This is a genomic window from Treponema denticola (assembly GCF_024181405.1).
Lineage (GTDB): Bacteria > Spirochaetota > Spirochaetia > Treponematales > Treponemataceae > Treponema_B > Treponema_B denticola_D.
Genome location: NZ_CP051302.1, coordinates 336917 through 362693, shown reverse-complemented (window position 1 = coordinate 362693; position 25777 = coordinate 336917). Strand labels below are relative to the sequence as shown.

22 protein-coding genes are annotated in these 25777 nt (G+C 36.6%); 8 read left to right on the top strand and 14 right to left on the bottom strand.

Features of this window, described 5'->3' with window-relative positions; translation table 11 throughout:
* Nucleotides 1-23 precede the first annotated feature (23 nt).
* From HGJ18_RS01720 to eno, 8 genes are all read right to left on the bottom strand, one after another.
* Nucleotides 24-860, bottom strand: a complete 837-nt coding sequence (locus HGJ18_RS01720) for an ABC transporter permease (RefSeq protein WP_253697391.1) — start codon at nt 858-860, stop codon at nt 24-26.
* Nucleotides 857-1921: an ABC transporter permease gene (locus tag HGJ18_RS01715; RefSeq protein ID WP_253697390.1), complete on the bottom strand. Its 1065-nt coding sequence runs from the start codon at nt 1919-1921 to the stop codon at nt 857-859. Before HGJ18_RS01715 ends, HGJ18_RS01720 begins: the two co-directional genes overlap by 4 nt.
* Nucleotides 1918-3456 (bottom strand): ATP-binding cassette domain-containing protein, encoded by a 1539-nt coding sequence (locus HGJ18_RS01710; RefSeq protein WP_253697389.1) that lies wholly within the window; start codon nt 3454-3456, stop codon nt 1918-1920. Before HGJ18_RS01710 ends, HGJ18_RS01715 begins: the two co-directional genes overlap by 4 nt.
* 23 nt (nt 3457-3479) lie before the next feature.
* A complete protein-coding gene (locus HGJ18_RS01705) occupies nt 3480-4517 on the bottom strand; it encodes a BMP family ABC transporter substrate-binding protein (protein ID WP_253697388.1) in 1038 nt (345 codons plus the stop codon).
* A 113-nt stretch (nt 4518-4630) separates the two neighbouring features.
* Entirely contained in the window at nt 4631-5353 is a 723-nt protein-coding gene (locus HGJ18_RS01700) for an MORN repeat-containing protein (RefSeq protein ID WP_253697387.1), read from the bottom strand.
* A 111-nt stretch (nt 5354-5464) separates the two neighbouring features.
* Nucleotides 5465-5725 (bottom strand): DUF3997 domain-containing protein, encoded by a 261-nt coding sequence (locus HGJ18_RS01695; RefSeq protein WP_253697386.1) that lies wholly within the window; start codon nt 5723-5725, stop codon nt 5465-5467.
* A gap of 237 nt (nt 5726-5962) precedes the next feature.
* The gene (locus HGJ18_RS01690; protein WP_253697385.1) at nt 5963-6622 is read right to left on the bottom strand and encodes a hypothetical protein; all 660 of its coding nucleotides are present in this window, start codon (nt 6620-6622) and stop codon (nt 5963-5965) included.
* 141 nt (nt 6623-6763) lie between these two features.
* Nucleotides 6764-8065: a phosphopyruvate hydratase gene (eno, locus tag HGJ18_RS01685; RefSeq protein WP_002693062.1), complete on the bottom strand. Its 1302-nt coding sequence runs from the start codon at nt 8063-8065 to the stop codon at nt 6764-6766.
* A 222-nt stretch (nt 8066-8287) separates the two neighbouring features.
* Between eno and HGJ18_RS01680 the strand changes: the two genes are divergently transcribed.
* From HGJ18_RS01680 to HGJ18_RS01665, 4 genes are all read left to right on the top strand, one after another.
* A complete protein-coding gene (locus HGJ18_RS01680; RefSeq protein WP_253697384.1) occupies nt 8288-9166 on the top strand; it encodes an Rpn family recombination-promoting nuclease/putative transposase in 879 nt (292 codons plus the stop codon).
* A gap of 166 nt (nt 9167-9332) precedes the next feature.
* Nucleotides 9333-11411, top strand: coding sequence for an elongation factor G (fusA, locus tag HGJ18_RS01675; RefSeq protein ID WP_253697383.1), 2079 nt, complete (start codon nt 9333-9335; stop codon nt 11409-11411).
* 77 nt (nt 11412-11488) lie between these two features.
* Nucleotides 11489-12478, top strand: coding sequence for an ankyrin repeat domain-containing protein (locus HGJ18_RS01670; RefSeq protein ID WP_253697382.1), 990 nt, complete (start codon nt 11489-11491; stop codon nt 12476-12478).
* Between the two features lie 41 nt (nt 12479-12519).
* Nucleotides 12520-14115 carry a uracil phosphoribosyltransferase gene (locus HGJ18_RS01665; protein WP_253697381.1) on the top strand — a complete coding sequence of 532 codons (1596 nt, stop codon included), beginning with the start codon at nt 12520-12522 and terminating at the stop codon, nt 14113-14115.
* Here HGJ18_RS01665 and HGJ18_RS01660 read toward each other — a convergent pair.
* Both HGJ18_RS01660 and HGJ18_RS01655 read right to left on the bottom strand, forming a co-directional pair.
* Complete coding sequence (locus HGJ18_RS01660) at nt 14106-14900, bottom strand: radical SAM family protein (protein ID WP_253697380.1); 795 nt, start codon at nt 14898-14900, stop codon at nt 14106-14108. The two genes, HGJ18_RS01665 and HGJ18_RS01660, sit on opposite strands and share 10 nt — an antisense overlap.
* A 124-nt stretch (nt 14901-15024) precedes the next feature.
* Complete coding sequence (locus HGJ18_RS01655) at nt 15025-16752, bottom strand: AMP-dependent synthetase/ligase (protein WP_253697379.1); 1728 nt, start codon at nt 16750-16752, stop codon at nt 15025-15027.
* A gap of 79 nt (nt 16753-16831) precedes the next feature.
* On the opposite strand from HGJ18_RS01655, the gene HGJ18_RS01650 reads away from it, so the two are divergent.
* Complete coding sequence (locus tag HGJ18_RS01650) at nt 16832-17305, top strand: C40 family peptidase (RefSeq protein WP_253697378.1); 474 nt, start codon at nt 16832-16834, stop codon at nt 17303-17305.
* Here the strand turns inward: HGJ18_RS01650 and HGJ18_RS01645 are convergent.
* Both HGJ18_RS01645 and HGJ18_RS01640 read right to left on the bottom strand, forming a co-directional pair.
* Complete coding sequence (locus tag HGJ18_RS01645) at nt 17302-17715, bottom strand: hypothetical protein (protein ID WP_253697377.1); 414 nt, start codon at nt 17713-17715, stop codon at nt 17302-17304. The genes HGJ18_RS01650 and HGJ18_RS01645 overlap by 4 nt on opposite strands.
* A 1-nt stretch (nt 17716) precedes the next feature.
* Entirely contained in the window at nt 17717-18649 is a 933-nt protein-coding gene (locus HGJ18_RS01640) for a TraB/GumN family protein (protein ID WP_253697376.1), read from the bottom strand.
* Between the two features lie 95 nt (nt 18650-18744).
* Between HGJ18_RS01640 and HGJ18_RS01635 the strand changes: the two genes are divergently transcribed.
* A complete protein-coding gene (locus tag HGJ18_RS01635) occupies nt 18745-19935 on the top strand; it encodes a THUMP domain-containing class I SAM-dependent RNA methyltransferase (protein WP_253697375.1) in 1191 nt (396 codons plus the stop codon).
* Nucleotides 19936-20036: 101 nt separating this feature from the next.
* On the opposite strand, the gene HGJ18_RS01630 is transcribed toward HGJ18_RS01635, so the two are convergent.
* The gene (locus tag HGJ18_RS01630) at nt 20037-20897 is read right to left on the bottom strand and encodes a sigma-70 family RNA polymerase sigma factor (RefSeq protein ID WP_253697374.1); all 861 of its coding nucleotides are present in this window, start codon (nt 20895-20897) and stop codon (nt 20037-20039) included.
* Between the two features lie 341 nt (nt 20898-21238).
* Here HGJ18_RS01630 and HGJ18_RS01625 point away from each other — a divergent pair, with 341 nt between their 5' ends.
* The gene (locus tag HGJ18_RS01625; protein ID WP_002670325.1) at nt 21239-21505 is read left to right on the top strand and encodes a co-chaperone GroES; all 267 of its coding nucleotides are present in this window, start codon (nt 21239-21241) and stop codon (nt 21503-21505) included.
* Between the two features lie 98 nt (nt 21506-21603).
* Here HGJ18_RS01625 and HGJ18_RS01620 read toward each other — a convergent pair whose 3' ends face one another.
* Nucleotides 21604-22797 carry an acetate/propionate family kinase gene (locus HGJ18_RS01620; RefSeq protein ID WP_002671982.1) on the bottom strand — a complete coding sequence of 398 codons (1194 nt, stop codon included), beginning with the start codon at nt 22795-22797 and terminating at the stop codon, nt 21604-21606.
* A gap of 168 nt (nt 22798-22965) precedes the next feature.
* On the opposite strand from HGJ18_RS01620, the gene HGJ18_RS01615 reads away from it, so the two are divergent.
* Nucleotides 22966-25776: a CHASE2 domain-containing protein gene (locus HGJ18_RS01615; RefSeq protein WP_253697373.1), complete on the top strand. Its 2811-nt coding sequence runs from the start codon at nt 22966-22968 to the stop codon at nt 25774-25776.
* Nucleotide 25777: the final 1 nt, after the last annotated feature.

Genomic DNA, 25777 nt, shown 5'->3' with positions numbered 1-25777 from the left:
ATCCCTTGTTATACGGTACTTATTTATTTTTTTCTAACGGAAGGTGCTGCAATAAAAAATATAAGGGCTGTAATGTAAGGAACAGACAATAAAATTCCTGATGGAATTTTAACGGTACCCTGCATGATATTTACAGCGTATTCAGCTGAAGAAAAAAGCAAGACAGCGAGAGTGCATAAAAGAGGATTTTTATTTCCTAAAAAAATTGCGGCTAAGGCAGTCCATCCTCTTCCCGCACTTATATTCGGAGTATAGGCGGCAAGACGGAACACAAGAGTCGATCCTGCACAGGCTGCAAAAAAACCTGCGATGGTCCATGAAAATATTTTATAATTATTGGGATTTATTCCGTGAGCAATTAATACGTCGGGAGCTTCACCTGAATATTTTAAACTGATTCCTTTGGAGCTGTATTTTAACAGCACAAAGATTACAATGGCCAAAATTAAGCCTGCAAAAAACGGATTAAGGTTATTTACGGGAACAAGATGGGAGGATTCTTTAAAGTCTTCAAAGGAAAGCACTCCGCCTTTTTTTAAAAAGAGTTCCGATGCCCAAGGCACAAAGCCGGCTGCAAAGAGGTTTAAAGAAAGGCCGGTTAAAAAAGAGTTTGCCCTTGTTTTAACGGTAAACAATGCAAGCAAATAAAGAATAAAAGAAGTTAAAAGAACGGAAACTATAAAACCCAAAAAGGGATTGCCGCTTATTATTGTTATAAGAGCACAAAAAAATGCAGACAAGATAACGGCGCCTTCCATAAAAACGGCAAGGGAACCTGCATGTTCGGTAAGGAGGGCACCTAAAACCAAAAACAAAAGAGGAGCCGACATTTTTAAGATAACCAATGCTGCTTCAATCATATTCCCTTCCTTTTTAAAAGAAGCGTCTTTATCCGTGAAATATTTTTACTTAATCCTAAAGTAAAACGTAGGCTCAACAGGTTTGCAGAAATAAAAAGAAAAACTACGGCCTGTAAAAATACAGCCGTATCAAAAACCAATGAGCCGGACATTACTGCGGCATCGGAAGCGCTTTGTATCCATGAGTATAAGAAGGCGGCAGGAATAATTGCAAAGAAACTATTTTTTGCAATTAAGGCTATCGCAAGGGCAGCCCATCCCATTCCTGAAGAAAAAGAAAGATGACAAATATACCAAGTTCCTGTAATTGCAAAAAATCCGGTTAAGCCGTGAAGCCCTGCAGAAATACCCATTCCTGCAAGAGGCGGAGCATAAACCGAAAAGCCTGCAAACTTGGAAAACTCAGGAGCCGTTCCCGAAAGCCGCAAGCGGTAACCCCACTTTGTTTTAGCAAAAAAAAGAATAAAAAACAAAACCAAAATAATCGAAAACACAAAAGAAATATTTAATGATGATGGAGGTAAAAAACTTTTAAGTTCAAAGCTTTCTGCTATTGGAGGCAGGGCAAGTAAATTTCCCGATGTATCCCGCAGAGGATTGCCGATAAGATAGTTTACAACAGGCAATATAGCTGCAGAAATTAAAAAAGAAGTTAAAAGCTCATCGGCATTAAATTTAATTTTTAAAAATCCTGAAACAAGACCGATTAAGCCCGAAGCAAAAAAAACAATTAAGCCCGTAAGGATAAGTTGTATTACGGGCTCCGTCCAAGTATTTTGTAAAAGTATTCCGGTTAAAAGCCCAGCAAAATATATTTGGCCCTCCCCGCCCAAATTAAAACAGCCGCACTTAAAAGCAAATAAAGAACCTGAAGCAGCAAACAACAAAAGAGAAGTTTTGTTCAGCATGTTTCCAAAATACCAAACGGAAGAAAAAGGTTTTAAAAAAAATTCGGATAAGGCTTCTTTAGGATTTTGTGAACCCAGAGAAATAAAGATAATTATTACCAGAGTGCCGAGAAAAAACGCAGCTCCCGAACTTAAAAATTTATACCTTCTCAATTTTCTTTTCCTAAAAAATAAACGGCATCAAAAGCGTTTTTATAAGAAGCCGTATCAAATTCTTTTGTTAATATTATAATGGTTCTACCCTGCTCGGCAAGAGCCCTAAATTTATTCATAAGAAGTTCCGTGCTCAAAAGATCCAAACCCCATGCAGGTTCTGCAGCTATTATGATTTCAGGATTTTCAGCAAGACAGCGTGCCAATATCAGACGCTGGAGCTGTCCGCCTGAAAGCGTACCCGCTAAACGGTTTTTATCGGCAGCTATATTTTCAGTCTTCAATAACGATAAAATAAATTCATCGGATTTTTTTTTATCAAAAAAATTATTTTTAAAGCGGTAACAATTTAAAACTTCTTCAATTGAAAGATTTGCATCAGCACCGCGTAAATTTCTATCCGAGGGAATAAAACCTATTTTATTTTTTAAAAGAAGAGATGGAGTAATTTTTTCGCAGCTAAAAACTTTTTTTTCTGTCCCAGGATTTTCAATTACAATGCTTCCGGTATAGTATCTTTTATTTATATCGTTACTCTTACCCATAGCCATTCCTGAAAGAATATCCTCCAAGTATTCGATAACGCTGTTGGGAAAGCCTACAAGTCCGGTAATCTTTCCTCGTTCGGCTTTAACCTGAAATTTTTTTATTTCGGAACCGAATCCCGAATTAAAAGAAATACAAAATTCAAAACCGTAATCCGATTTTTTTTCTTCCATATTTTTATCATGGGACTTTTCTTTTTTGCCCTTTAAAAATTTATCTCCTGAAAATATTTGTTTTTTTATAAAAAGCTCGGCTTCATCATCGGTTCCCAAATCTTCAGTTAAAAAGGAGCCCTGCATCTTTCCGTTTTTTAAAACCGAAATCCTATCTGCAAAGTTTAGGGCTTCTTCGACCTTATGAGTAATTAAAATAACGCCTATTTTTTCTTCCGTACATGTTTTTTTTAATACCGAAAAAAAAGTTTGCCGCTCTTTATCCGTAAAAACGGAAGCAGGTTCATCTAAAATTAAAAATTGCGGATTAGTATAAAGAGCCGAAAACATTGCAGTATAAAATCTTTTATCTGCAGATAGATTTTTTATCTTGGCATTTAAATTCAAATCCAAATTCCATTTGGATTTTAAAGTTTCTATTTTTTGTTTTTCGGAATGAAGATTTATAAGCGATAAAAATCTTTTGTGTTTTGTTCCTATCATTATGTTTTCAAAAACGCTTGCATTTGCGGCAAGGCGTGGGCGCTGATGAACAATCGCAACGCCGGCATTTAAAGCATCATTCGGGGAATTAAAATTAAAAACCTTATTCGCTATTTTTATTGAACCCTTTGTCGGAGAAAGAAGCCCCGAAAAAATATTTACCAAAGTAGATTTTCCGGCTCCGTTTTCTCCGAGAAGGGCATGAATTTCGGAAGTGTAAAATTCTATGTTCACATTAGTTAAAGCGGCATTTTTATAGACCTCGCCGGTTTGATTATTTTCCGTTTCATAGATCTTATAAATGCCGCTTAACTCAGCCCTAGTCTTTTTCACTTCACAAAATCCGATTTTAAAATTTATTTTACCGACAAGTCCAAAGAACCGTCAACTATTTTCTTTAACATCTCATCTTGTTGTTTTCTGATTTCTTCGGGAACTGTTTGAATATAAATCTCATCATCCGAAACAAAATTTACATAACCTTCTTTGATACCTAGGGTAGAAGCTGTTCCTTCCTGTAATTTCCCGTCGATGAAGTTTAAAATTTGCTCGTAGGCAAGTTTTTTTTGCTTCATTTCGGAACTTGAAATCACATAGCCTTTCGCTTTTGCATAACCGTTATCGTCAAACCATGAAACATAAAAGCCCAACTCCTTGGCAGCCGCAAGAACACCTTGATTTGCACCGCCCGAAATAGGCATAATTACATCCGCTCCGTTTTTATACATTGCACGGGCAAGCTCGGCTCCCTTTGCTGCATCATACCAGTTTCCTACAATTTTAAAATCGACTGTAAATTCGGGATCGACGGCCTTAGCTCCTTCAATAAAAGCAGGCAAAATTATATTCATCATTGCAGGGTATTCTTGTCCTGCTATAAGTCCGATTTTCTTTTCGGGATTTGCAAATTCCATCTTGCTTAAACTTACCAAGGCAGAAATATGTCCCGCTATATAAGCCTGCTCTCTTTGATTGTATCTAAAGGTAGTAATCATAGGATTTCCTTCAGAGTATGCATCCAAGAGTAAAAATTTTTGATTGGGGAATTGTTTGGAAATAGGAGCTGCGATGCCGGGCATAGCGGGATTGGAAGAAACAATCAAATCATATTTTCCGTCCACGGCCAGAGAAGTAAGTTTTGTTCCCCATTCCGCCTGATTGGTTCCGGCTTCCAAAATCTTCAAGCTTACTTTTTTGCCGTTTCCGATTGCAGAAGCAACAGCTTCTTCTACGCCGGAAGACAACATATCATAGACAGGACTTTCAGCCCTGACACCGGGAACAAAAACCGCAATAGCGATTTCTTTTTCTTTTTGCAGATTTTCAGTTTTTGCACATGAAAAAACAGCTAAAAGAAAAGAAGCAAATAAAATAAAATTAATAATCTTTCTCATGGCTGACAATATAGCAAAAAAAAAAGGAGAATTCAAGATGGGAAGATTATTTTTATAATACGCATTTATGCTAATAAAACTTTTTCATACTCCTCAACTCTATTTTAAATTAATTATTTGCTTCTCTTTTTAATCTTGATTATAAAAACAATATTTAAAATAAATGAAATCAAAAGCAAAGTTGTTGTTATATCCAATAGTACGGAACTCATTTTAGTTTTCCAAATATATTTATAAGGCAAGTCTCCATTTGAAAATTTTCCCTGATATATTTTACCGTTTTGTTTTGTTAAAGTTCCAAAACCGTCAAATTTACCATTCACAAAATTACCAATATAACTATCTCCATTTGAAAATTTATAAACACCTTGGCCTTCAAGTTTTGTATTTATAAAATTACCTGAACATACAGCCCCGTCATTATATATTATTTTACCTTTCCCATTTAAAAAACCGTTTTTAAAGACACCTTCAAAAATATTTCCTACTGACGTTTTTAATATACCATTTCCTTCATATATACCAGCATTAACTTCCCCCTCATATGAAGATCCATCACTGTACAAAATAAAGGCTTTGCCGGTTTGTATTCCATTAAAATAATCGCCTTTGTAAGTATATGCATTTGTTGTCATTTCACCATAACCATGAAACAATCCATTTTGATATTCTCCTTCATACTTATCTCCATTTGACCATATCCGAACCGCCTTACCTGAAAATAAGCCATCTTTTAAATTACCATGATAAATTGAACCATCAGGTAGTAAAACGTCAACAGCAAATAAAGCTGCATTTAAAATAAACAATATAATCATTATAATATTTTTTTTCATTGTATATTCTCCTCATATATAATAACATTGTAGTATAGATTATTTAATAATTCTTAACCACGCAAATATAAAGAACCTTATAAACCCCATTTCAACAAATTTAATTTAATCTTAAATTTTCCGGTACATAAAACTCATCACACAGCCTAATAAACTGACTATATTCCAATGGGCCGAAAACTTTTTTCTCTTTTTTTTAATAATCCAATAATACTCCGAATCCAAGCCTTTAGAATATTTATAGCCCTCATTATAAGTATAATTGAACTCTTTATACCGTCTAGGTTTTTGTTTTGCAACTATAAAATTATCATCATACTGATACATAAGAACTTCGGGCGGGATGTCAGGTAAATTCAAATAATCACTCATAATAGCAAGTAATTCTTCATTATAATGAAAACCATATCCTAGTTCAATAATATTATTGCCCTCAAAAAAAGAAAACATTGAAATAACAATAAAACATATAATGAAAATATAAATTAATACTTTTACAATACTACACATCTTTTTTCGTTTTCTAATAAAAAGAACAAGAAATACAGATATAATACATCCAACAATAAATAAATCATAATATCCGGTACTCATTATTTTTCCCTCTTATTAAAATTGACTAGTCCAAAGCCAAATATATTTGTTATCGATTTTACTTTGCACAATATAACCATTATGCTTATTTTTAGTTCCCAAATTTACTAAAGAGTCAGTATAATCCAAATAATCTTTCTCCTCAATTTTATTTAATATTTTATCGAGAGTTTCATTACTGCCGTATATAGTTTCTTGTTTATATAAGATATTATCTTTTGAAAAAATAGTACAGTCTTTCTTTAAGTCCGAATCAAAATATGTCATCAAATAAGCTGCAACATCATCTTTTGCATCAACAATAAATTTATCATCATACTCAGTAAAGTTCTTTACATCAAAAATAAACACTTCTATCTTATCTTTTCGCCCTTCAGTAACAGGTTCATAAATCTGTAAACACAAAGGCATTTCATATTCATAACCTACATAACTATAATTATGAGGAATATAAATATGATTATTCTTTTGAGGCGTTAAATTGAATTCTTTTATATCGGAATGATTATTATCTACAAACAGCAATTTTATTTTATCAAAATTCTGTGAAGAACTGTAATTTCTCCATATAATTTCTCTTTTACTACAAGCCGAAAAAAAGAGAGCTACAATAATCAAGCATATCAGCAATCCAACGATATTCTTTTTTCTTTGATGATAAATCTTTGTTTTCATATATTTTTTAAAATTTTCATATTTTTTTTGGGGGAAATGTAGAACATGAAACCATCATTATCGATAAAAATATACAATCCCCATATAATAAAAATCCGGCAAGGCTTTGATAAACCATGCCGGTTAAAAGTTTGTACCCTTTTATTTTTTTATCAGGTTTGCAAAGGTTGCCATACCTGCATAGCGGGCGTTGTAGCCTAGCTCATCTTCAATCCTCATAAGCTGGTTATATTTTGCGATGCGGTCGCTGCGGCTCATTGAACCGGTTTTAATTTGTCCGGTCTCAAGGGCAACGGCCAAGTCTGCAATAAAGGCATCTTCGGTCTCGCCTGAGCGGTGCGAAATAACGGCAGTGTAACCGGCCTTTTGAGCCATTCTTACGGCATCGATTGTTTCGGTAACGGTTCCGATTTGGTTGAGCTTTATCAAAATAGAATTGCAGGCGCCTTCTTCAATACCGCGGGCAAGCCGTTTTGTGTTTGTTACAAAAAAGTCGTCACCCACAATCTGAATCTGATTTCCCAATTCCTTTGTCATCTTTGCATAGCCTTCCCAATCGTTTTGATCGAGCGGGTCTTCAATAGAAACAATCGGATATTTGCTTATCCAGTCCTTAAAAAGGTCAACCATCTCATCGGCATTTAAAATTTTAGAAGGCGCCGACTTCCAGAACTTGTAGCCCTTTCTGTCGCCTGCATCAAAGAGCTCCGAAGAAGCGCAGTCCAAAGCTATCACCACATCCTTTCCGGGTTTGTAGCCTGCCTTTTCGATAGCCTTCATTATATAATCCAAAGCTTGAACATTTTCGATATTGGGAGCAAAACCGCCCTCATCGCCTACAGCCGTAACATGACCTTCCTTCTTTAGAATATCCTTTAAGGCATGGAAAACTTCGGCTGTCATTCTTATGCCTTCACGGATTGACGGAGCTCCTACGGGCATAATCATATACTCCTGAAAATCTATTTTGTTGTCGGAATGGCGGCCGCCGTTTATGATATTAGCCATGGGAACGGGCATCTGCATTGCATGAACGCCTCCCAAATAGCGGTAAAGCGGTAAACCTAAACTGTCGGCAGCGGCACGGGCTACAGCCATGGAAACACCGAGCATAGCATTTGCTCCGAGCTTGGATTTATTTTCGGTGCCGTCAAGATTTATAAGCATATTATCTATTTCGGCCTGATCCAAAGCATCGGCCCCGTCAAGTTCTTCAGCAATAACCGTATTAACTTGGTCAACAGCCTTTAAAACACCCTTTCCCAAATAGCGGCTCTTATCGCCGTCCCTCATTTCCAAAGCTTCATATTCTCCCGTAGAAGCTCCCGAAGGAACACAGGCCCGGCCGTAGCTAAAATCGCTTAACTGAACCTCAACTTCTACAGTAGGATTTCCCCGCGAATCCAAAATCTCGCGGCCTTCAATATAAATAATATCAGACATATTAACCCCCTTAAGATAAGCCGATATTTAATTCTACTCTTATTCCAAAATAAAATCAAGGTCGAAAATGTTTATTCAAATCCAAGTTTTTTACACACAATTCATGATATCCCTCACCGTTTTCAAAAGAAAAGGGGGTGAAAATCCGAGGTCAAATAAAAAAAATATTCTCTTACAAAATTGCTGCAAGTGTGATATAATACAACCAATGAGGAAACAGTTATGAGTACTTCAAACAGAAAATACAAAGATTCAGTATTTGTAGACCTTTTTAGTGAAGACGAAAGGGCTAAGGAGAATTTTTTATCTCTTTACAATGCTTTGCATGGTACAAATCTACCGATGTCTTGTCCTGTAGAAAATATAAGGCTCGATAATGTTATGTATATGAACATAATAAACGATGTTTCCTGCCTTGTAGATGGTAAAATTATTATTCTTGCTGAACACCAGTCTACAATAAACGAGAATATGCCTTTGCGTTTTTTAGAATATATAGCAAGGCTCTATGAAAAACTGCAAGCACCTACAGACAGGTATTTAAAAAAGCTATCTAAAATACCTACGCCTGAGTTCTATGTCTTTTATAACGGCAAGGAAGACTACCCTGAAACTACAGCTCTAAAATTATCTGATGCCTTTATTACAAAACCTGAACAAGCGCCGTTGGAACTGACAGTACAGGTTTTAAACATCAATACGGATAAGGCAAACAAAATTCTAACGGCGTGTAAACCGCTCGAAGAATACAGCCTATTCGTAGAAGAGGTAAGAAAGCAAACACAACTCGACCCTGAAAATGGTTTTACCAATGCAATAAAAATATGTATAGAAAAAGGGATCTTAAAAGAATACTTAATGAGAAAATCACGGGAGGTAATAAACATGTTAGTAGCAGAATATGATTATGATACGGACATTGCAGTACAAAGAGAAGAAAGTCTAAGAATTGGTATAGAACAAGGAATACGGCAAGGCTTTTCTGATGGAGCGTACCAAAAAGCCATCGAAACAGCTAAGGCTTTTAAGCAGTTTGGATTTGATATTGATAAAATAGCTGAAGGAACCGGCTTAAGCCGTGAAGAAATCGAAAAACTGTAACAAAGTGCAAATGTCAAAGTATGAGGTTCAAATGCTGTGGGCATTTTTTGCAATTTTATATTCTTAACCTTGCAATTTTTAAAAATATAGTGTATCCTTATTCTGTGATCAAACTTATTCTGTGATCAAATTTAAGCTTTTAGGCTTTATATAAAAAGGAGTTTTTATGGGATTTACAACGGATAAAATCAGAACCATCGCCGTTGCCGGACACGGACAATCGGGCAAAACCAGTCTTGTGGAACACTTGCTCTATGTTTCTGGCCTTATCGCTAAGGCAGAATCGGTAGACTCGGGAAAGACCGTGACGGACTACAGTCAGGAAGAAATCGATCGAAAAATATCTATTTACTCAACCTTAGTTAATTTACAAAAAGACGATAAGCTCATAAATATTTGGGACACTCCCGGAGCTTCTGATTTTATCGGTGAGGTAATAGCTGCTTTCCGCTCATCCGAAGCAGCCCTCATAGTTTTGGACGGAAGATCGGGCGTACAAATTGAAACAATCAAGTACTGGCGCGACCTTGACAGAAGAAACAAGCCCCGCTTGGTTTTTGCAAACAAGATGGATGAAGGCAGAGCCGACTTCGATAACTGTATAGCCGATGTTAAAAAGCAGTTTCAAGTAGATGTCTTCCCTGTAAGCTTTCCCATGGGAACAGGAGATAATTTTAAGGGTGTTGTAGACGTTCTTCACGGCAAGGCCTATAAAATCGAAGATGGAAAAGAAGTAGAAACGGAAATCCCTGCCGAATATCAGGACAAATACAAGGATGCTCTGGAGGTTTTGGCCGGAGCTGCCGCCGAAGGCGATGAAGAACTACTCGTAAAATTTATAGATGAAGGAGAGCTTTCTCCTGAAGAAATAAGCCGAGGTCTTACCCTCGCCATGGCCGATAATAGAATTGTTCCTCTTTTTGCAGGCTCTGCAATAAATAATTCAGGCCTTAATTCTCTTTTACGCTTTATAAGCGAAATTCTTCCCTCACCTGAAGGAGCCCTGGAAAGAGGAGTTACAAAGGAAGGAGAAGAAATCTCAGTTAAACTGGACTCTTCAGCTCCTCTTTCGGCCATTGTAGTAAAAACCTCCAACGACCAATTTTCAGGCAGACTTTCCTATGTAAAAGTTATTACGGGAACTCTCTCAGCCGATTCAGAGATCTACAATCTTAGAGAAGAAAAAAAGGAAAGGGTCGGTAAAATTTATAAGACCCTGGGTAAAAAGCTTACGGAAGTAAAAGAGCTTTCAGCAGGCGATATAGGAGTTTTGGTAAAGCTTACCAGCACAAAGACGAACGATACCTTAGCTGCATCAGCCGATATAATACCATTTGTAAGGCTTAGAACTCCCGAACCCATCTATTCGTTGGCTGTTTCCGCAATCGACAAAAAGAATGACGATAAGGTCAGCGAACAGCTTTTTAAGGCATGCGAAGAAGACATGACCCTCTCCTTTGCTTTTAATGCCGAAACAAAGCAAAACGTTCTATCAGGCATGGGCGATTTACATACGAGCATAGTTTTGGATAAGGTTAAAAATCAATCAAAGATAGAAATTCAAACCTCCATTCCCCGAATTGCCTATAGAGAAACGATTCAGCGCAAATCCCAAGCCGAATACACGCATAAAAAGCAGTCGGGCGGCCACGGGCAATTCGGCAGGGTTGTTTTGGCAATCGAACCCCTCCCCAGAGGCGAAAAATACAAATTTACCAATGCGGTTTTCGGAGGAGCTATCTCCAAGGGCTACATACCCGGTGTTGAAAAGGGCGTTATTGAGGCTATGGAAAAAGGCGTTTCTGCAGGCTATCCCGTAGTCGATGTTGCCGTAACCGTTCTCGACGGTAAAGAACACCCCGTAGACTCATCGGAAATGGCCTTTAAGATTGCAGCTCGAAATGCCTTTAAGGATGCAATGCGAAATGCAGGCCCCATCCTCCTTGAGCCCATTATGAACCTGACCGTCTTTGTTGAGACCTCATATCTCGGAGATATAATGAGCGATCTTTCTTCACGTCGAGGAAGAATCCTAGGCCAGTCCTCGCCCGCAAGCGGCATTGAAGAAATCAGAGCTCAGGTTCCCCACAAGGAGCTTTTGCGCTATGCAATAGACCTCCGCTCGATGACAAGCGGTACGGGTTCTTTTGAAATGTCCTTTGATCACTATGATCCGATTTCAGGTAAGATTGCCGACGAGATAATAGCCGAAGCCAAGGCCTTCATGGAAGAACAAGAAGAATAGATACGTAAAAAGCTATAGGAACCTTCTAAAAATAAAATTTTATGAGGTTCCTATAGTATCTCCCTATGAGCTGTAAAATGATTATTAATGACTACAAAAATTCAGCAGTGATTCCCGATACTTCTGCCCTGTTAAAAAATATAAACATTATAGATAATTTGTTGTCTGACTTTTCATGTGTAATAATAACACAAACAATAATTGATGAGCTAAATTATCAAAAAGATAAGAAAAAAAATAATGAGGCATGGCTTGCTATGCAGCGCATTGAAAATTTAAAAGACAAAATATATATTCATAATGACCGTAACTTTACAGGTATCAATGATGAAAAAATCATCTTATTTGCAAAAAAATATTCAAAAGAACAAAGACATAATGTTTACATACTTCATGATGATATTGGTTTTTCTTTAAAATATGAAAAATCTCTACTATTAAGAGATTATATCGGTTATCAATACATCAAAAAAAACGATTATAACGAAATCGAAAAAATAGATTCTTTATTTTTGGAAGATTGGAACAATTATCCTGCTATCGAAAATATCGATGACTATTTATCCGGAGGATATACCTTACTTATCAGCTGCATAAGAAGTAAAAATATATTAAAATATAAAAAATTGGAATTTCTGATAAAAAAATGTAAGGCAAATGTTAACAAAACGGATAATTATAAATACTTTTTAACACCGTTAAGCCACTGTATTCAAGTTAATGATTTTAAATCATTTTGCCGGTTATTAGACAATAACGCAGACTACAATAAAGGAAGTGTAAAAGAAACACAAAAAAATTATATTAAATGTAGAAACGAAGGTAATACACCTTTAATGATTGCTTGTTGGCATAATAGAACAAAATTTGTAAAGAGGCTATGTGAATACCACGATATTGGTTTAAATCAACAAGATAGTAACGGTTTTACACCTCTATTTAAATGTGCAATAAAGAAAAACTATGATCTATATAACTATCTCCTATCATTACCCAGAACGGATAAATATATTAGAGATAGAAATAATCATTGTGCTGATTGGTGGTTAACACATACTAATATTTAGAAAAATTATCATCAATAAAATAATCAAATTGGAGTATTAATATGAAAATTGCTTTGTACGGTTTACCATGTGCCGGAAAATCAACATTATTGGAAACAGCCTCCGGTTTTATCAAAACTATAAGCGGATACAAATTATTGCAAAACATACAAGGGGATATTTTCGAAAAGCGCAGAACTCTTTTAAATCAATTAAGTCAAGAAACCGAATTTCTTATTGACGGACATTATCAATTTATAACCGAAAAAGGTAAAGAAACGGTTTTTACTTTTGAAGATAAAGTATTTGATGTTTTTATGTACTTATATCAAAAACCTGAACTTATCTACGAAAGAATGAAAGAATCCGAAAAAAATCAAAAATATATTCCCCAAAATATCAGTACAATTATAGAATGGCAGCTTGAAGAAATAAATTCACTTCGTGAAATATGTCATAGAGCAGATAAGGATTTCTATGTTATTGATGATTATGAAACAAATTATAAAAACTTTACTCCTTTTTTAAAAGATATTCTCAACGGATATAGCAATGTTAATTTTGCAAGAACAATTTTCGAATCAATAAACATAGTATCGGATTCAATAAATATATTTGACGGAGACAAAACACTTATACCATATGATTCATCAAAATATTTACTGAACTTTACCACAAATATTTTTGATAATAATATATATACCGGTTATCAATTTTGGCTTCAAGATAAATATATAAAACCCTTCTTACAATCGGCAGATTTACAAAATATAAAAAAAATAGAATATACAAGTTTAAAGGAACAATGTATAGAAAACAAAAGTATTATTTTATCGTCAGGTATACCTGAAATATGGGAAGACAATTTGGGAAAGGAATTAGGAGTAAAAACATTTGCCGGTAAATACATATCGGCTGACACAAAATATTTTGTTGTAAAATTCCTAAAGAAAAAATATAATGTAACAGCCTATGGAGACAGTAAAAATGATCTATATATGCTTAAAGAAGCCGATAAAGGTTTTTTAATTATAAATGAGCACTTGAGCAGAAGCCTATCATATTCGGAAATTGAAAATTTGAATATTATTAACTTACAAAATAATTTACATATTTTAGATCAGGATAAATCTATAAACAGCGATGAGATTGATGAAATAAATTCGTTAATCAAAATTACAAAATCCGACTCAGGAATTATCGGAAATCGTTTAGCAGAAGCTCATTTTCAACTGGGAAAAAAATTATGTAGATATTTACAAAAATATAAACCTGAAGAAACAACAATTCTAAGCATAGAAAGAAGCGGAAGATTTCTTGCAGACGGCTTGTATATGTCGTTTAATGCAAAATTTGAATCATATAATTCTTCCCATGATATGCCTAAAATAGAGACAGATAATATTATCTTAGTCGATGGAGTAATAAATAACGGAAAAACAATAATCGATATTATAAAAAAGATAGAACATAACTCAAAAGTTAAAAGGATAATTATTTTGACAAATGTTATTAATAAAGAAGCAGTATCTCTTTTTAAGGCATATAAACTTATTGCCGTTAGAATATCCGAAAATAAATATACAGGCAGAAAGGTAAAAGTCCAATCCGGTAATATAGGACCGGATACTTCAGATAGACTATTTAATCAGCTGTAACTATTTAGATAATCTATAGCAGTATTCATCATAGCCTGAATTGAAATAGTATTAGGCTGATGACCTCCTTGTACTTTTCCTAATTTCATAGATGGAACACAAGTTTGACATGATGATAAACATTCATCTCTTGTTAAATAATTTATAATATCCGAGGATTTTGTATTATCGGTTAATAACAATCCGTCAAAATCATTTTGCAGCTTTGCAGCACGGGAACAAATAAATAATCGGGAACGTTCTAATGTTGCACAATGCATTTTATACCAACATTCTTTGTAGAATGTTTGGGCTCTATCTTTTGGAACAAAATAATTTCCCGTAGTTTTATCCCAAAGCTTTTCTATTCTGAATTCAAGCTTCACATCAGGAGCATTTTTTATTACAAAATTTTTCCATGCATAGATAAAGACTTCATCCTTTATATATACACTTATCGAAAGCTTATTTATTGATTTTAAAGTATTTAGTGTAAGCCCTTGAGGATATAATCCATTAGAGACAACTTCTATATTTTTAATATTTCCTAGTTTTGAAAATGTACAAGCCGCTTTTTCCAAATACAAAGATGTAAGAGTAGGCTCTCCTCCAAGAATTGCAAGACTAAGAATTTCAATTTTTTCCTTTTCAAGAATTTTTAAACTATTTAGATGTTCGCCGATTATATCATCTGTCATAGCAGCCTTAGGTTGATTGGGAGTAAAGAAGCCGCACTCTCTACAACGCAAATTACATACCGAATTTATAGATAATTCCAGTTCCCGAATAGTATAAGAATATGACATTTATTCAATATACAAAAAGAAAAGAAAAATAACAAGATATTTAAGATATAATAAAAAATTCCCCGAGCTTTTCGGGGAATTTTTTATGTCTTAAAAACTTAATCCAAGAAGTTTTTACCAATACCTACTTCTTAAAACGCTTTACTTTTTTGGTAGTAGTCATTTCCAAGGGTTCGGACAGATAGGTTGTCTTTGTAATCCGCTGATAAGGTAAAAGCTTTTTATTTACGGTTTCGATAATGGCATCGATTTCTTTTTGAACGGCTGCATCGCCTTCGCTTGTGCCGCGCGTCATATTAAGCTTTTTGTAAAGTTCATCGGCAGGATAAACAAGGGCTTCGACTTCTTCGCCTTCTTCAGCCTGATAACCTGCAGCGGTAATCTGTTCAATTTCATTATAATAAAGCTGGAACATATTTTCGATTTCTTCGGGGAAGACGTTTTTTCCTCCGGCGGTAACTATGAGGTTCTTAGCCCTTCCGCAGAGGTAGAGATAACCCTCATCGTCAAGCCAGCCGAGGTCTCCCGTCTTTAACCAGCCGTCGGGAGAAAGAACTTCGGCTGTTTCTTCGGGCATATTGTAATAGCCCTGCATAACCATCGGCCCCTTTACGGCAACCTCACCTATTCCCTTTTCATCAGGATCGAGAATCTTCATTTCCATACAAGAAATAAAGTACTGTCCGACACTGGCGATTTTAAAGCGTTCTTTCGGATTAAGAGCAATAATGGGAGAGGTTTCGGTCAAACCGTAACCTTGAACAAAGTCGATACCGAATTCGTTATAAGCCCTGCATACGTTGGGCGCAAGGGGGCCGCCTCCGCATATGGCGATACGGACATTTCCTAAACTGGCCTTATCCAAAATACCGTGAAAGAGCTTGCTTCCGATATTAGCCTTAAAGACCTTTTTAAAGAAGTAAGAAATACCCATCAAGGCCTTGATAATACCGAAAACTACAATACCTTTTGCCTTAATGCCCTTAAAAATACCTGCAAGAAGCTTGTTAAACAAGAGAGGAACGCCCAAAAGCATTGTGATTTTTCCTGCCTTAAGCTCGGCAAGCATTTTTGATACGGCAAGGGTCTTACCGAATACCAATTCGGCACCTACCGAAAGGGCTTCGATAAATACGGCAAGCATCGTATAAGAGTGATGAAGCGGTAAAAGAGCATAGAATACGTCCGTATGGTAAATGTTAAGGTTGGACTGGGCTATATAGCAGTCCGAAACAAAGTTTTTGTGACTGAGCATAACCCCCTTGGGATTTCCTGTAGTTCCTGAGGTAAAAAGAATTGCAGCCGTATCGTTTTCTTGGGCCTTTGCAAGCTCAGGATTTCCGGAAGGCTTTAGATTATAAACATAAATTTCAGGATGTTTTTTACTTAATGAATAAAGGGAGCCTATGTAGCTTTCGGTTTTTGCTTTTTCTGCAAAAAAGTCGAATTTTTCTTCATCCACAAAAAATAATTTAGGTTTCGCCGTTTTTAAAAGAGTTTCAATCTCTTCATTATGAAGACCATAATCTATCGGAATTATTATTCCTCCTGCAAAAAGTGCTGCCAAATATACGACAGCCCATTCCGGAGAGTTTTTGCCCGAAACGGCAACATGAGTTCCCTTCGTAACACCGTTTTCGGTCATCCAATAAGCCAAGTCTTTTACTACTTTTAGACTTTCCGAATAAGAAAGGGTAATACGATCCGGTTCAAAGACCGTAAAACAATTCCTGTCAGGGTACCGCTCCGCAGTAATTTCAAACATTTCGGGGAGGGTCGGCCACTCGCCTTTAAATTTTGATCCTCTCCATTCATCTAAAAATGCCCAGGGCTTTTTATTAAGATTTGCCATAAGATCTTCCTTTTATAAATAAATTTAGCTAAATTCTCTTATAGTTAGACCCGATAAGAGATAGGAGGTTGCAGAATTTATGAAAAAAATATTTATTTTTGTTCTTTTAAGCTTTTTTTTAAACGGATGTATGACTTTTGGAGCTCAGCCGCCCGAATCTCCGCGTCTCGATTTTATAAATGCTGCATATAAATACCTAAAAACTCCATATAAATATGCAGGCACTACTAAGGCCGGAATGGATTGTTCAGGTTTTGTATATAGGGCAGCTCTTGACGCTCTCGAAATTAGCGTCCCCAGAAGCACAAAGGGGCTTGCAGACTTTGCTAAACGGATTTCAGACAAAGAAGTTCAACCCGGCGATCTTTTATTTTTCTATACTGTGGGAAACAAGGTATCACATGTAGGAATTTACATAGGGAACGGGGAATTCATCCATTCCGCTTCGCAGGGTAAACATACAGGCGTAATAATTTCTTCCCTTGATGAAAAATATTGGAAAAACACATACCGTTTTGCAGGCCGCATTTTGGATCCTGAAGATATTTTTTAGATATCAAAAACATCCAAGATTATTATAAGCTGCATTCCTTTACGCGGCTCAATATTTATATTAAAGGCTTGTATCAGAGATTTAGGTTTTGTTTTAAATTTTTTTATTATTGAAAACTCTTCCTTTGCCAAAAGCCTTCCCTTAGGCCGCCTATATTCCGAAAAATCATAGACAACCTTGGTTATTACACGGCCCTCAATAACTTGAACCACAATCTTACCGTCTTCATTTGTAAGATATTTTTCTTGAGTGCCGTCCGAAAAAAAGACCGTGCATGGAAGGTCCTTAAAAGAGATTTGAGCCTTGTCGGTAAGCTGGATATAAGCTCCTTCAATTTTAGGCTGAATTTGCTTTGTCTTGCATGACAAAACGCAAAGCATTAAAACTACAAAAACAAGCAACTTTTTCATTCTATTCCAAAATTCCTTTTGTTCTCATCAGCTCAAATACGCTGTCCTTTCCTAAAAAGTGAGCAAGACCTGCAAATACAAAGGTTGTTCCGCCTTTATTAAGATATTCTTCAAATTTGCCAGCCCAAACAATATTTCGATCTTTTAAAAGAGCATCTTTAGATATACCGTCGCTCATATCCAAAAGAGAACCTATGAAATCTTTTAATTCCTCGCTATTGTTTTCCAAATAAAGTTTTTTTAGCTTTGTAAGCAGGTCAATAGTTTTATCCGTATTTTGTAATTCTTTTATAGTTTCTTTAAGAGCCTTTAACTGTTCTTCAAAAGTTCCTGAAGATAAGAGATCCAGCTGTTCTTCAATGCTTTCAAGGGCTTCAATTTTTTTCTTACCGGCACGGTTTAAAAGATGCATATCTATACCGTTTTGAGGATCTAATCCGGCCTTTGTATACAGTACTTGATTTAAAGCGATTGTAAGAATCCATGGATTAAATTTAAATAGAGGAGCAGCAACGGTTCCCAATTCTTGTATAACAACGTTTATTTCATCTTCGGACAAAAAATTAGATAAATCTTTTTCGGGACTAATATTAAAATGTTGAAGCATCCTAATTTGTAATTTTTCCTGCAAGGTTTCCATTTCTTTTTTTCCGCCTAATTCACTGACCAGTCTATCGGCCCTATCAAAGGCTTCCAGTATCTTATCTTCCAACGGATAAAAATCCTTGTCTGCAACATGGATTGTACCCAAAACATAGATTGAAGCATCTCCTTTTTTTATTTCCCAAAACATCCTTTCAGGATGTTTTATTAAAACGGCTTTCGATTCGCCGTCAGCCTGCGAATTTGAATCCTTTGTTTTACAAGAGACTAAAAAAGAAAAAATAAGCAAAAAAGCCAAAGCGGCTGTCAAGATTTTTTTAAGGTTCTTCATATATTCTCCAATTTAATTTAGATTATTTTATAACGATTATTTTATAATTTACAGTATATAAAAAATTTTAAAAAAATGCTATACTGTAAACAATTATGAATGATTTTATTGCACTATGCGCCGTAGGTGCAGAACCTGTACTTACAAGGGAATTAAAAATTTTAGGTTTTAAGCCTTACAATAGGTTACCAGGAAGGGTATTTTTTACTTCAGCCGAAACCGAGCCTCTTTTAGCTTTTTTTAAGGCAAATTATTTTTTACGCACAGCCGACAGGGTTTTTATGCTTATAAATACCGCAAAGGCCGAAAATTTTGATGCTCTATTTGATTTGGTCTTTTCGATAGACTGGCATAACTATTTTCCGCGTGATGCCCGAATTACAATCGACAAGGTGCGTACCTATAAGTCCAAGCTTTCTTCGGAACATGCTGTTCAATCTATCGTCCACAAGGCTGTCTGCGACAAGTTGTGCAAAAAATGGAATATGCATTCCCTGCCCGAAACAGGAACCCGCTTTATGATCCGCATTTACATAGAAAACAACAATGTCTATGTCTGTCTGGACTTATCGGGGGAACCTCTTTATAGAAGGGGCTATCGTTTAAGCGGAGGAGCCGCCCCCATGAGGGAAACATTGGCAGCCGTACTAATTCAGCTCATGCAATGGAAAAGAAAGATTCCCCTCCACGATGCTTTTTGCGGCTCCGGGACTATCCCGATTGAAGCCGCCTGGTATGCCTATAATATTCCGCCCGGGATTGCCCGTCACTTTGCCTTTGAAAACTTTATTTGTTTTGAAAAAGAAAAAATAGAAGCCGTTTTAAAGGAAGAAAAAGAAAGGGCTGCCTCGGAGGTACGCACCGACTGTCTTGCAAGGATAACGGGCTCGGATATTTCGGAAGAAGCCGTCTCTCTTTCAAAGGCCAATGCCGAAAGGGCATGCATCATCGCAGGAAGGGAACTTCATGCAGCAGGCATTACCCATCACATAGAGCGTCCCGACTTTATTCAATCGGACTTTTCGGAACTGGAAGCCCCATACGACAGCGGCATCCTTTTATCGAATCCGCCCTACGGCGAAAGGCTCGGAAGCGAGGAAGAAGCCTTTGAGCTTTATAAACGAATGGCCGAAATACCTCAGCATTTCCCGGACTGGAAGCTGGGCTTTATCACAAGCAAAAAAGAATTCGAAAAAATATTCTGCAAGCAAAATAAGGATGCCGTCTTAAAAAAACACAGCCTGCGCGGCGGCAACATGGAAACCGTCTTGTACATTACTGAGTAAAAAATCCGGTTTAGTTTACAAAAAAGGGCTGCTTTTCAGCAGCCCTAAGTTAATCGCATGGAACCAATTTTTATATAAATCGTTTACGCAACGTAAATCGTTTACGCAACGTAAACGGCAAGCTTTTGTTTTTCGGCAGGCTTTTTAAGCTGCTGCAAGGCCTTTTTTTCAATCTGGCGTATTCTTTCTTTTGTAAGATTAAAGATAAGCCCTACTTCTTTTAACGAAAGAGGAGCATAACCGCCAAGCCCAAAACGATAACGGATTATTTCCGCTTCCCTATCGTCAAGGTTTTTCAGAAGCTCGTTTACTTCATCTCTAAGGCTCATATCCATTGCGTAGTCTTCAGGCATCTGATGAGTTTCGTCCTGTAAAAAGTCGTTTACACTGGAGCTTCCGGGCTCATCAAAAACGGAAGCATCTATGGAAATAGGCTCTCTGGCAGCATTCATAATTGTGTGAACCATAGAATTATCCATATTTAAGATACCTGCAATCTCATTGAGTTCCTTGGTTTCGTTTCCCGAAAAGTCGATTTCTTTTTTAGCCTTTTCTATTTGAACAAGCTCGTTCGCCCTGTTTAAGGGAAGGCGTATCATCCTTGATTTTTCGCAAATAGCTTTTAAGATAGATTGTTTAATCCACCAAACAGCGTAAGAAATAAATTTATAACCCTTTGAAACATCAAATCTTTCGGCGGCATTCATCAAGCCTATATTGCCCTCACTAATAAGATCCATAAGGGGAAGACCCTGGTTTTGATATTTTTTTGCTACATTTACAACAAAGCGTAGGTTTGAATTTACCAACATGTTTTTGGCATCTTCATCTCCTTTTTCGGCTAGTTTAGCATATTTTATTTCTTCTTCAGCTGTTAAAAGCGGTATCTGATTGATTTCTTTTAAATAAGTAGCCAACGAGTTCATTTCTGCGTCATAATTATTTTTTGTCCTGTTATACATAACTTAACTCCTTGTATAAAATTGGGAAGTCTTTTTGGCCTCCGGTATATACAAGCAAAAACTATGCTAAAAACCGAATATTCAAAAAAAATATTTTTAAAACATCAAAAAAAAGGTACTTAAAACTATAAGTTTATATTCGATATAGACTTATAAAATTCAACATCCGGCACCAAAAATGAGCAAAACCTATTGCCTTTTTAGCTCTTTTTTCTTATATTTTATGGTATTCGGGACTTATGTATTGAAATGACACAACCCGAAATAAAACACAAAAAAGAGTGCCAAAAAGGCACAAATACTGCTTTTTGTGTTCTTTTAATTTTTCAGGAGGTCTTTTGATGAAAGTTAAACCCTTAGGAGACAGAGTTTTAGTAAAACCGGATGCCGTAGAAACAAAAACTGCCGGCGGAATCATCATTCCCGACACAGCTCAAGAAAAAACACAAAGAGGTGTTGTTGTAGCTGTAGGTGACGACAAAGAAAAGATTAAGGTTTCAGTCGGTCAAAAAGTTATTCACGACAAATATGCCGGAACTCAAATTCAAATCGACGGTGTAGATCATTTGATTTTAAAATCAAATGATTTGGTTGCTGTTGTAGAATAAGGTTTAGCGTTTTTATCTTACAGATAAAAGCTGATTAGAAAAGGCGGGGCTTTAAACAAGCCCCGCCTTTTTTTGTCTTTAGTTAGTTTTAAAGAACTTTATTTTACCAAAGCCATCGTATCCTTAGCAATCATAAGCTCTTCATTTGTAGGAATAATAAGAACCTTGACCTTTGATGAGGCCTTGCTTGCATCAGTAAGTTTTCCTCTTACCTTGTTTTTCTCGGAATCGAGTTCAACACCGAGGAATTCCAAACCGTGACAGATTTTTTCTCTAAGCTCGATAGAGTTTTCACCTATACCGGCTGTAAATACCAGAGCATCCACTCCGCCGAGCTGTGCGGCATAAGAAGCTATGTATTTTCTAACTCTGTTGCAGAATACATCTAAGGCAAGCTGAGCCCTCTTGTTTCCTTCTTTTGCAGCGGTTTCAATATCACGGAAGTCGCTGCTTACACCGGAAATACCAAAAACGCCGGATTTTTTGTTTAAAACATTGCTCATTTCATCGGCTGAAAGTTTTTCCTTGTTCATTATAAAGGGAAGAATTGCAGGGTCCAGGTCTCCTGAGCGGGTTCCCATGACTAAACCTTCAAGGGGGGTAAGTCCCATCGAGGTATCTACACATTTCCCGCCCTTGATAGCGGCCAAGCTGGAACCGTTTCCTAAGTGGCAGGTAATAACCTTAAAATCGGCCGAATTATTTTTGAGGGTTTCGGAGGCTTTTTCAGAAACAAAGCGGTGCGATGTTCCGTGGAAACCGTAGCGGCGTATCTTATATTTTTCGTAATATTCGTAGGGAAGAGCATAGATATAGTTTTCTGCCGGCATTGTTTGATGGAAGGCCGTATCAAAAACCGCAACCATCGGAGTTTTCGGCATAAGAGCCTTACAAGCCTCGATTCCCATAATATTTGCAGGGTTATGTAAGGGAGCAAGGTCGATACATTCTTTGATACCGGCCATTACCCTGTCATCCAAAAGAACGGACTTATTGAATTCTTCTCCGCCGTGAACTACCCTGTGACCTACAGCCGTAATCTCATCCATGGATTTTACAACACCGTGATTTTTATCGATTAGGGCTTCCAAAACAAGCTGAATGGCTTTTTTGTGGTCATTCATTTTTTCTTCAATTAGAACGGCATCCATTCCTTTTTTTTCATGCTTAATACGCGAACCTTCAATACCGATTCTTTCGACAAGGCCTTTTACCAAAACATCTTCGTTAGTCATATCAATGAGCTGATACTTTAAAGAAGAGCTTCCGCAGTTGATAACCAATATCTTCATTATATATCTCCTTAAAAATGTGAAGTAATCTTACTTGGTATCATACCCTAAAATATAAGAAAAGTCTATCGATATAAAGGCTTGTTTTTTAATAATTTTTAGATTATAATTGAACTTGCCGGTTTTATGTAAACAAAGGAAATATGATAAACAGCTCGGGAGAAATTCATGGTCGAAAAAGAAAAAAATAAATCTGCATTTGTAGGATTTTTACAAAAGAATCTTAATTTTATAATAGCAATAGCCGTATTTTTAATTTTTACTGCCTTTAGTTTTATTAAATTGGGAAGAAATATAGAAAACCAAGTCTACGATGCCATGCTAAAACTTAAGCCCGAAATCAAGGAAAAAAGCGAAATTCTTCTTTTAAATGTCGATGACTTTTCTATAGAACAAATCGGCTCTTGGCCATGGTCAAGGGATGTCTTGGCCGATGTTTTAATCCGCTTAAAAGAATCAGGCGGTAAGGCGGCGGTTTTCGATATTGAGTACCTGTCTGCAGGAAGGGCGGGTGCAAATAATGCCTATGTAGAACATGATCTGCCCAAAGAATATGCAGCCGTACGTCAGGAATTAGGAGAATATATAAAAGAGTTTTCGGATGCAGTAGCAAGCAAAAACATACCGCTTTCGGAGGTAAAAACAATAGGACAGGATATGTCCAAGTATTTTGAATCACGGATTGATGAACTTTCCGATTCAATTAAAAACAATGTATTTAGAGATAATGATGCCTACATGGGAGCCGCAGTAGGCTTTTTTGAAAATGCTTTTTTAACCATAAACGCAGTAAATATAAACATAGGCGGCGAAACAAAGGAACTAAAAGACTTTGCCTATAATAATTTTTTGTTTACCAATGTAGAAGATAAAACAGGGCTTTTTAAAAAGGAAACCCTAGCAAACCGTAAGGCCGCAAATGAAGAATACGGAATGGCTCCGGCGATTATGTCCATACTACAGTACGCAAAAGGAGCAGGTTTTCCGAATGTGGTTATAGATGAGGACGGGGTACGCCGCCGCATTTCTCTTTTAACCGAATACGAAGGAAGGTACATAGGCCAGCTGGTCTTTACCCCCATTCTTCACATCCTTGAACCCGAAAAAATTATCCGGTCGGGAAGGAAACTGATTTTAAAAAATGCCAAAGACCCTTCCGATTTGGAAAAAAGAAAAGACCTTACAATTCCTCTGGATGAAGAAGGCAACCTTTTAATAAACTGGCTAAAAAAACGCTTTGCCGACACTGAAAATCCGGAAAATGGCAGCTTTAAAAGCTTATCGGTTTATGCCCTAACCTACGCCGACATAATGGAAAAGAATTTAATTTCCATTTTAGAAGCCATAAAAGATCTACAAATCAGAACTGCAGAAGGCTACCTTTCTTATCACAATGCGGTTACTTCTTTAGAAAGTGAATACGCAAGGCTTGACCAGTGGAAGAGAGAACTTCTGAATAAGGACAAGCAGGACTTTAAAGAATACTTTGCGGCACGTAATTCCTTTTTTGATAATTACAGCAAATTTTTAAGCGGGAACTTCGATAAAGAAATACACAGCCTTTTTGCAAAAATAAAAGAACAAAGCGGCTCAAACCAATATGATGACATAGATGCCTATGTTACCGAACTTTTTAAAAATGCAAAAGAAGAATATAAAAACTATTCGGAACACATTAACTATATAAACGGCTTTTGCAACAACGCATTTGCAATTATAGGATACAGCGGCGTAGGCACTTCCGATTTAGGCGTAAACCCTTTTTGGAAATCTTATCCCAATGTAGGTACCCATGCCAATATTTATAACACAATTATGAATGAGGACTTTATAAGACCTCTTCCAAAATGGGTTTCAATAATACTTGCCTTTGTAATAGCAATATTTACAGCCTTTATGATGAAAAAGATAGAAAGAGGATTTATAAAGGTTCTTCTTGGAATCGTTTTATTGAGCTTAACTCTTTCTATAGGAATTCTTTTATTCGTATTCGGAAAAATATACTTACAGCTATTTCTTCCGGTTGTAACGGTAGTTATAAGCTTTATAGTTATCCTCTTACTAAACTTTATTTTTAGCGAAAAAGAAAAGGGCTTTTTAAGAAAGGCCTTCGGTGTTTATCTTTCGGACGATGTCGTAAACGAAATTATTGCCGACCCCGACAAGCTCACTCTCGGAGGAGAACAAAAAAGAATTACGGCTCTGTTTACCGATATAAAATCTTTTTCTACCCTTTCGGAAAAAATTACGCCCGAACACTTGGTTTCGGTTTTAAACGTATACCTCACACAAATGAGCGATTTAATTCTACAAGAAAAAGGCACGATTGACAAATACATAGGAGACGCTATCGTTTCTTTTTTTGGAGCACCGACGGATTTGCCCGACCATGCATACAGGGCATGTCTTGCGGCCATCAGAATGAAACAGGCAGAAGCCGAACTCAATAAACAGCTTTATGATGCAGGCGATATTCCAATGCCCATCTTTACACGCATAGGAATAAATACCGGAGAAATGGTTGTCGGAAACATGGGTACCGAAAAAAAAATGAACTACACAATTATGGGAAATGACGTAAACCTTGCAGCCCGCCTTGAAGGCGTAAACAAAAAATACGGCACATGGATTTTGGCTTCCGAATCTACATGGAGCGAAACAAATGATGCCTTCCTTGGACGCCGCCTCGACCGCGTAAGGGTTGTGGGTATCAATACCCCTGTTCAGCTTTACAATGTTATGGCAGTCAGATCCGAAGCCCCTGCGGAAATGGTACAGCTTGTAGGCATATTTGAAAACGCAATAGATTTTTACCGGCAACGAGAATATCAAAAAGCCCTTAATCTTTTTAACAAATGTTTGGAAGTCTCTCCCGATGACGAGCCTTCAAAGATGTATGTTGAAAGAATGAAGATGCTTCTTGCAGATACTGAAACGGCAGCAACACACAGCGACATAGTAAACATGACAAGTAAATAAA

Coding starts and splice junctions, on each gene's coding strand:
- HGJ18_RS01645 (WP_253697377.1), bottom strand. CDS start 17,715: ATGAAAAAGTTGCTTGTTTTTGTAGTTTTAATGCTTTGCGTTTTGTCA.
- HGJ18_RS01700 (WP_253697387.1), bottom strand. CDS start 5,353: ATGAAAAAAAATATTATAATGATTATATTGTTTATTTTAAATGCAGCT.
- HGJ18_RS01705 (WP_253697388.1), bottom strand. CDS start 4,517: ATGAGAAAGATTATTAATTTTATTTTATTTGCTTCTTTTCTTTTAGCT.
- HGJ18_RS01615 (WP_253697373.1), top strand. CDS start 22,966: ATGGTCGAAAAAGAAAAAAATAAATCTGCATTTGTAGGATTTTTACAA.
- HGJ18_RS01670 (WP_253697382.1), top strand. CDS start 11,489: ATGATTATTAATGACTACAAAAATTCAGCAGTGATTCCCGATACTTCT.
- HGJ18_RS01640 (WP_253697376.1), bottom strand. CDS start 18,649: ATGAAGAACCTTAAAAAAATCTTGACAGCCGCTTTGGCTTTTTTGCTT.
- HGJ18_RS01660 (WP_253697380.1), bottom strand. CDS start 14,900: ATGTCATATTCTTATACTATTCGGGAACTGGAATTATCTATAAATTCG.
- HGJ18_RS01635 (WP_253697375.1), top strand. CDS start 18,745: ATGAATGATTTTATTGCACTATGCGCCGTAGGTGCAGAACCTGTACTT.
- HGJ18_RS01695 (WP_253697386.1), bottom strand. CDS start 5,725: ATGAGTGATTATTTGAATTTACCTGACATCCCGCCCGAAGTTCTTATG.
- HGJ18_RS01690 (WP_253697385.1), bottom strand. CDS start 6,622: ATGAAAACAAAGATTTATCATCAAAGAAAAAAGAATATCGTTGGATTG.
- HGJ18_RS01630 (WP_253697374.1), bottom strand. CDS start 20,897: ATGTATAACAGGACAAAAAATAATTATGACGCAGAAATGAACTCGTTG.
- HGJ18_RS01665 (WP_253697381.1), top strand. CDS start 12,520: ATGAAAATTGCTTTGTACGGTTTACCATGTGCCGGAAAATCAACATTA.
- HGJ18_RS01720 (WP_253697391.1), bottom strand. CDS start 860: ATGATTGAAGCAGCATTGGTTATCTTAAAAATGTCGGCTCCTCTTTTG.
- HGJ18_RS01650 (WP_253697378.1), top strand. CDS start 16,832: ATGAAAAAAATATTTATTTTTGTTCTTTTAAGCTTTTTTTTAAACGGA.
- HGJ18_RS01680 (WP_253697384.1), top strand. CDS start 8,288: ATGAGTACTTCAAACAGAAAATACAAAGATTCAGTATTTGTAGACCTT.
- HGJ18_RS01620 (WP_002671982.1), bottom strand. CDS start 22,797: ATGAAGATATTGGTTATCAACTGCGGAAGCTCTTCTTTAAAGTATCAG.
- HGJ18_RS01625 (WP_002670325.1), top strand. CDS start 21,239: ATGAAAGTTAAACCCTTAGGAGACAGAGTTTTAGTAAAACCGGATGCC.
- HGJ18_RS01655 (WP_253697379.1), bottom strand. CDS start 16,752: ATGGCAAATCTTAATAAAAAGCCCTGGGCATTTTTAGATGAATGGAGA.
- fusA (WP_253697383.1), top strand. CDS start 9,333: ATGGGATTTACAACGGATAAAATCAGAACCATCGCCGTTGCCGGACAC.
- eno (WP_002693062.1), bottom strand. CDS start 8,065: ATGTCTGATATTATTTATATTGAAGGCCGCGAGATTTTGGATTCGCGG.